The organism is Pseudomonas sp. MWU12-2037 (genome assembly GCF_023242345.1).
Lineage (GTDB): Bacteria > Pseudomonadota > Gammaproteobacteria > Pseudomonadales > Pseudomonadaceae > Aquipseudomonas > Aquipseudomonas gingeri_D.
Genome location: NZ_JALLIZ010000038.1, coordinates 1 through 7,727, shown reverse-complemented (window position 1 = coordinate 7,727; position 7,727 = coordinate 1). Strand labels below are relative to the sequence as shown.

The 7,727-nt window shown below is 58.9% G+C and carries 3 protein-coding genes; 2 read left to right on the top strand and 1 reads right to left on the bottom strand.

Annotation, left to right across the window (positions count from 1 at the left end):
* Nucleotides 1-95: 95 nt before the first annotated feature.
* Nucleotides 96-1,955 carry a hypothetical protein gene (locus M5B42_RS31945; protein ID WP_248748053.1) on the bottom strand — a complete coding sequence of 620 codons (1,860 nt, stop codon included), beginning with the start codon at nucleotides 1,953-1,955 and terminating at the stop codon, nucleotides 96-98.
* A gap of 284 nt (nucleotides 1,956-2,239) precedes the next feature.
* Between M5B42_RS31945 and M5B42_RS31940 the strand changes: the two genes are divergently transcribed.
* Entirely contained in the window at nucleotides 2,240-6,859 is a 4,620-nt protein-coding gene (locus M5B42_RS31940; RefSeq protein WP_248748052.1) for a hypothetical protein, read from the top strand.
* 233 nt (nucleotides 6,860-7,092) lie between these two features.
* Complete coding sequence (locus M5B42_RS31935) at nucleotides 7,093-7,488, top strand: nucleotidyltransferase domain-containing protein (protein WP_248748051.1); 396 nt, start codon at nucleotides 7,093-7,095, stop codon at nucleotides 7,486-7,488.
* The last annotated feature ends 239 nt before the right edge of the window (nucleotides 7,489-7,727 follow it).

Genomic DNA, 7,727 nt, shown 5'->3' with positions numbered 1-7,727 from the left:
CAGAGGGGGATGGCTTTTTCATGAAAGCATTCCTGCGTAGCATGTTTCGCCGAAGAGGCGGCGAGACCTACAGCCCTGATGTCATTCGTAGTCGTTCAGGCGAGGGGGAGTTTGCCAATCAACAACTCCAGCAACTCGGAGTAACTGTACTGCCCGGTGGCTTTGCGCTTGAGCGTGTAGCGAATCTTGACGATGCGGTTGATATTGGCGTCGACCAGTTGCCGTTTGATCCTGAACTCCACCGGCTGGCCGGCGCTCGGGACGGTGATCGGCACCCAATCGCTGGCCGTGCCGTCGACGGGATTGCCGATCCAGTAGTACCTCAGCACATCCCCCGCGGCCGTGCCCGGATAGTCCACGTACAAGGTCACCGCGCCGGTGACCGCCTCATAATCCAGCACATCGTCCGGCGCTTCGATAACCCTGGGTTTCGGCAAGTCGGCCTGTATCGCCCGCACCTTGACCGCCAGGTGGTCGGACTCCTTCACGCCGTACAGCATCACATCGTCCCGGGAGACCCGGTAGAACAGATCGAGGCTGCCGTTGTTCAGCGCCGTGATGTGTTCAGCCGAGACCGGCATATCGATGACCGTCCCGATTTCACTCTCCGTTACCGGATGTACGTCCTCATGGATATAAGGGTTGTTGTTGGCGTCGATGCCCAGCCAGACCATATCGATCCAGTCGCCATAGTCCATCCCCGGGTACGCCGGAATCTGCACGATGGCCCAGGGCTGGTCGGGTTCCAGGGTATCGCCAATCAACTCCTTGATCGTTGGCGCGGGCAGCAGGATCGGGTCGCCCGCTACGGTGGCAAAGGCATGTTTGGACGACTGGGGCAGGTCACCGTTGATCTTCTCCAGCTTGTACCAGGCATCGCCGGAGCCCCCGGCGATGGCGCGGATCTCGGCATTGGGAATCTTGAACTCGACAATCCCCGGTACGCTGCTGATCACCTTGCTCTGACTATTGATCAGCGGGCTACCAATGGAAGGCGTGCCGGTCCAGGTCAGGGTCAGGGTGTCATTCAAGGCAAAAACGGGCCCTGAAACGAAGACAAAGAGGGTCGCATCCTCCTTGCCCAACAGTTCCAGGTCGATCACGCCATTGTCAGCGTCCTGGATGATCGGCGGATCCAGGAACGAGGCGCCGGCCTCGACCACCACCGTGGTTTTTTTAGAGTAGCGGCTGGAGAAATTCCAGACTTCGTCGAACACTTCGTAGTGCACCAGCAAGTCATTGCTGTCACCCGCGGCGAGAATGGTGTCCTGCTCGATCCGCAAGGTAACGGGCGCGGTGCCAAGGGCTTCATCCTCGGTGATTTGTCGACGGACAAAGACACTGCCCCACTTCAGTTGGATCGTGTCACGGGCGCTCCGATTCGGATAATGCTCGATCACCAGCGGCACGCCCCTGGCGGCCCAGTCGGCATCGACGGTGCCCAGATCCGGCGGTAAGCCGGGCTTTTGCAGCCCCGAGTGGCCATCGGGGTCGCTCGGATTCCGATCGGGCCCGCCCGGCCGGTCGATCTTGACCCTTATGCTCAACCCGATTGATTTCTCGGGGGTCGTCGAATCGACCCGGGTCAATTCATAGAACAGCTCGCCCCATTCGGGAACGATCGGATCGGTCGACACAAAGAGGTTCACACGCTTATTGATATTCCCCAGTTGAACCGTGGCATTCCCGATCGCGGTGGTGTCCCAATACACTTCGAGCTTGTCGCCTTCCTTCATGTCATCGTCGGGATCGCCGGGAGTGCCGTAGGGATCGATCACACACAGCAGGCCCAGGGGATTTTCATCCTTGTCCAGCATCCTCTGATTGACCCCACCGTCATGCCCTACGACCGGATCGACCATGCCCGACAAAAACAGCGGAAGCAACGTCAGGGGGCGGTTCTCAAGATCGAGGGGCGGGAACAGCAAGCGGCTGAAAGCGTTCAAAGCGTTCATGGTTGTATCCTTGCCAGGCTGGCAGCTGGACTGAGGGCGGAGGCCTCGCATGCGCGCTTCGAATCGACGACTTGACCTGAAGGTGGCGAGCACCAGGGCTTGGGTTGATGGGGTTATTTGATCCCTTGGACCTGGTCTTGGCTACTGTCAGAAATGACAGGTCAACGGGCTGGACAGGCGCCATTGGTCGGATAACCTGCCCGACCTGTCATTTCTGACAGTAGCCAGCCTCCCGTTTGCGGCGCCCAATTAACTCCACCGTCAACCTTGACTGGAGTTACGCCATGACCCGCTCAGCCGGTACTCTAGCGCTCGCTGAAATCACGATCTCCTCTAAACAGCGCCCTAACCCACCCATGCCTGCTGACAGCTGGGGCATCAATATCGGGGCCGTCACCACCTTCCCCGAGGGCTTGTTGGTAGAGGTCCCGCCGTGGGGGGACGACATGGATATCGGCGACAGCGTCAATGTCAGGCTCAATAACCAAGTGATGACCTCCGGCTTCATCGGTGATAACAGCCAAATCGGCAAGCCCGTACCGCTGTTCATTGAGTCTGATCGCCTGACCACCGGTTATTTCATCCTGGACTATACGGTCACGCTGCCCGGTACCGATCCCGATCCTTCGCCCCGCACCAACGTCTACATCAAGCTGACACGCCCCGGCGGACGCGACATGGACCCCGGTACTCCCGGCCATTCCGAACTGCATATGGTGATTCCCGAAGATATCCTCCTGGAGGGCGTCGATGCCGATACCCCCTTCGTTCCGATCGAAATCAAATCCCCCGTTGCCGGGATGCCGGCCTATCCCAATATCGAAGAAGGCGACCGCATTCGCCTGTACTGGGGGAGCGAGAAAGTCGAGCACATCGTGACAGACGAGGAAGCCAAGGATCCCGACAACCACGTGATTGTCATCATCGTCGACAAGGCGGTGATCGACGAGGAAGGCGACTCCGAGGCCGACGGCATTCCCGTAGCTTTCGATGTCCTGGATGTGGTCAATAACCGCTCCGAGGACTGGAGCACCACGATTCGTATCGACGTTGACACCGGCAGCCCACGGCTCACCGCGCCGATTATCGAGGAAGCCTTCAACAACGTCCTGAACATGGACACCTTGCCCAACCCCGACACGGTGACCGCTCGCGTCATGGCGATGAACCTCGTCCCCGGCCGCACCGACTTCGCCCCGGGCGACGAGATCGAGATACGCCTGCGAGGCATCTCGCTAGAGGGCGAAACGGTAGACCGTGTGTATGAGCTTAAAACCGTTACCAGTGTGCCCAGCATCGTCGATATTCCCATGCCCAGCATCGATGTCCGTCTACTGGTCAACACCCGGGCGGCGCTCTCCTACCGTTTGGTCAAGGCGGACGGCTCCGCCGACCTGCGCTCCAAAAGCCAGTTCATCGAGGTCATCGGCGAAGCCAGACAACTGGCCGCGCCCATCGCCGAGGACGCTATTGCCGGCACCCTTGATCCTGCGTTGCCCTATACCTTGATCGAGATTCCCTGGGATGAAAGCATGACCAAAGGGCAAGTCATCGACCTGAAGTGGCTCGGCACTCGCGGCCCCCAGATTTACTTGCCAACCCTTCCTCTTCGCCCTATCAGCGATGGCGAAGAGAGGGACAAAGAGTCGCTCCACATCTCGGTCGACGGGGAGCATTTACGCGCCATCGATGGCGGCACATTGGAGCTCTTCTATCTGCTGCTGCGCGATACGGAGGCTCGCGAAGTCGTCAGTCGCCAGTCCCTGCATGCCGACCTGCTGAACATCGGCGAGCCCGTCGCCGAGCTACCTCCACCTGATGTCGAAGGCGAGCAGGACGGCGTTCTCGACCCTGCGGATGTGCCCGTCGGTACTCGGCTGATTGTTCGGCAATATACCGATCAGATTCGCGGTGATGAGGTGCACTATGTCTGGAACGGCTCGCGAACCGGGATAAAAATCGACTCGACCCTCGTCACTGAAATCAACGAAAATGAGGATATCCCCTTCTCCATCCATTTCGACCTGATCAAGAACAACGAAGGGGGCACCGTGAAGGCCTCCTATTGGGTGACCCGTGTGACGGGAAGGATCAGTCCCTCGGAGATCCTGCCGATGTATATCGGCACGCCCATGGACCTGGCCGCTCCCAGCGTCAAGCAGGCCACCGGAGTTTCGCCCAACCAGCAACTCAATCCGGTGGCGGCCAAGGATGACCTGACCGTGGAAATTCCGAATTACGGCATCCAACCCGGCGATCAGGTCCGCGTAACCTGGGCTGGCACACCCGGCAACGGTTCGCACACCACCCCGTTGCAAGCGCTGCCGGGCAGCCGAGAGATCCCCCTTCCGATTTCGCTCACCGCCTACAACCTGGATCGGTCGGTGACGGTCACCTACACCGTGACCCCTAGCGGCGGAACCGAATCGCCGCCGTCTGCCCCACTCGATCTGGCGGTACTGGACATCCCCGCCAATGAACTGGAGCCGAGCCAGCCACGTATCCTGGAGGCCGCCAATAACGGCGAAGGGCCTGAACTGGATGTGAGCAACTTGACCAGTGACGCCACCGTACGTATCGACAGTTGGCCGCTTATTGCACAAGGCCAACGCATCTGGTTGCGCCTGGAAGGCACCAAAGACAATGGCTCACGTTACGAGAAGCAATGGCTCGGAGCGAATAATTGGGTGAGCGCGGCGTGGTATCAGCAAGGATACGGTGAAGTCCCCATTCCCTACACCGACCTGCAATCGCTACGCGACGGCAGTACATTGACGGTGGAGTTCAAGGCCTCCTTTGACCAGAGCACCGACGAAAGCCACGCCACTCCCTTCCCGCCGCGCACCTATACCATTCGCGTGGCCCTGGACCTGCCCGCCCCCAGCGTCAAACAGGCCACCGGCAATGCGCCAAGCCAGCAACTCAATCCGGTGTCGGCCCAGGATGCCCTGACCGTGGAAATTCCGAATTACAACGTCCAACCCGGCGATCAGGTTCGCGTCACCTGGGCTGGCGCACCCGGTGACGGTTCGCACACCACCCCGCTGCAAATACTGCTACCTGAGCGCGAAATCCCCCTTCCGATTTCGCTCACCGCCTACAACCTGGGCCGGTCGGTGACGGTCACCTACACCGTGACCCCACGCAGCGGCAGCGAATCCGAGCCGTCCCGTGCATTGACGCTGAATGTGCAGACGATACCCGACATCAGTCTGCCCATGCCGCTGATTCCCCAGGCCGCGCAAGGCGGCATTGGCAGTGAACTGGATCTGTCGACCTTTGTCGGCGATACGCGGGTCACCGTGGCACCGTGGCCGCTGATCGCCGCCGGTCAGCGCGTCTGGCTGCGCGTCGAGGGGACGGCGATTGACAACTCGCGCTATACCATCACCCTCTACACGGCTTACGAGGTCGTTCCCTCGGAAGTGACGGCCGGGTTGTCCACACCGCTGTTGCGCAGCGAACTGGAGAAATTGCGCGACGGCTCGGCATTGAACGTGGTGCTGCAAGTGACCTTCGATCAGAGCTCGACCCAGGCCAACGCGGTCGATTTTCCACTGCGCACCTATACCCTCAAGGCTGTTGCGCTGGTGGCACCGACCCTGACCGATATCACCGACTCCAAGGGCACTGTGGTCGGCAAGATCACCGTCGAAACCAGCGTCACCGTCACCGGCACCGGCAGCAGCGGTCGACAGATCCAGTTGATGGACGATACGAGCAACATCGGCAACCCTGTCGACATTTCCGCCCCGGGGACAACCTGGAGCACCCCTCTCACCGGACTGACCGCCAAGGACTACAGCATCAAGGCCAGGCCGCTGTACGGCAGTAACCTGCCGGATTCGGCGGTAAAAGCCTTCAAGGTCACTGCCACGCTCACCCCGACCATTGTCAATATCGTCGACTCCAAAGGCTCTGTTGTCGGCGGGACCACTACCGAGACCAGCGTCACCGTCATCGGCACGGGCAGCCTCGGTCAGCAGATCCAGCTGATGGACGGAAACGACGCCATAGGCGATCCGATCACCATTTCTCCCAACGCCACCGGCTGGACCGCGCCCCTCACGGGACTGACCACCAAGGCCTACAACATCAAGGCCAGAGCGCTGTACGGCACTAACGTACCTGATTCGGCGGTCAAAACCTTCAACGTCATCACCGATGTCGTCCCCCCGCGCATCACGAATGTGGGAACCGCCACGGGCGCGGAAGTGGCTGACGGTGGGGTAACCGACCAGGTCAACGTCACCCTGTTCGGCACGGCCTTGCAAAACCAGACCGTCGAGATCTTCGACGAGAACACTTTCAAAGACACCGCCGACGCCAACCGCGATGGCAACTGGAGCCTGCACCAGAACGGGTTGGCCCCAGGCTTCCACAGCTTCACCGCCAAAGGGCTCTATGGCAACAATCCAGTATCGGACGCTCGCACCTTTACGGTTGTTGAAGAATGGGTGATCGACTTCGAGGACGTTTCACCAACACCTATCCCGGTGGGTACATCAATAGTGGTAGCCGGAGGTGCCGCCACGATTACAACGTTGAAAGACCTTGGGCCAACACTTCCTGTGAAAATTGTAAAAGAGACCACGGTGTTCGAACCCGAGATCATAAATCACGCGCTCTACATCAGCAGCGACGCATCCGTCAAAATCGACTTGGCCAGGGCTGCGACGTACCTCCGGTTCGGCCAATGGATTTACAATTTTCCGTGTTACGTCAGACTGTACGATGAGCAGAATGAGATGATCATTTCCATTCGGTTCCCAGATATCACCGGTCCCGTTCCTAGTGGACAAAAAGGCTGGTTTGAGTACACAGCCACAAGGCCGTTCAAACGCATTGATTTAGTCGATATACGCGGTGGGTCGGTCTACGATAATTTTACCTTGAGGCCTTGAGGTAATCTCGCCAAGGTCCGCGACGCCAAGGGGAGCCCTGCTCCCCTTTTCATTAGTTTTGTCAATTTGGATGCCGTGCCTGCCGTTTTGCTTAGCTACACGGTTTAAGCAGTCAGACCCGCAACCGCCCCCCCTGCACATCCATCAGGTCGCAGCCATCGCGCATCACCATCGAGGGACCGAACACCTAAATTTTTGACCCGATATCAGGACGAGCGGCTAGGATAGGCAGCATGAACATTCAAGCGTTGTTGACTCATCTGCAAAACCATTTGCCTGATTTACTGGCGGTCTACCTGTTCGGTAGCCATGCACAGGGCACCGCCGGACCTGACAGTGATGTCGATATGGCTGTGCTCTTGTCCGGTCAGCTTGACCCTGTGTTGTTATGGCAACTTTCAGGGGACTTGGCGGATATAGCTGGGGCTCCGGTGGACCTGATTGATTTGCGCGCGGCAACGACCGTGATGCAGTACCAGATCGTGACCCGAGGTCGGCGGCTGTGGGCCAAAGACGTACAGGCGGGGCTCTTCGAGTGTTTTATTCTCAGCGAAAAAACCGCCCTCGATACTGCCCGAGCAGGCTTGCTCAAGGATATTCAAGAAGAAGGCATTGTGTATGGTCGATGATGTACTGATCAGCTTTCTTGCGTTCAGTACATTCATCCTGCGTAAAGACGCGACGAAGTCCGCACCATGGCGCTGACGACATCTTCCACCTGTCGGATAACCTATCCCGACCTGTCATTTCTGACAGTAGACGCCGTATCTCATCTGCCGGTTAATAACTTCTGGGTTGTAGGTCTCGCCGCCTCTTCGGCGAAACATGCTACGCAGGAATGCTTTCATGAAAAAGCCATCCCCCTCTA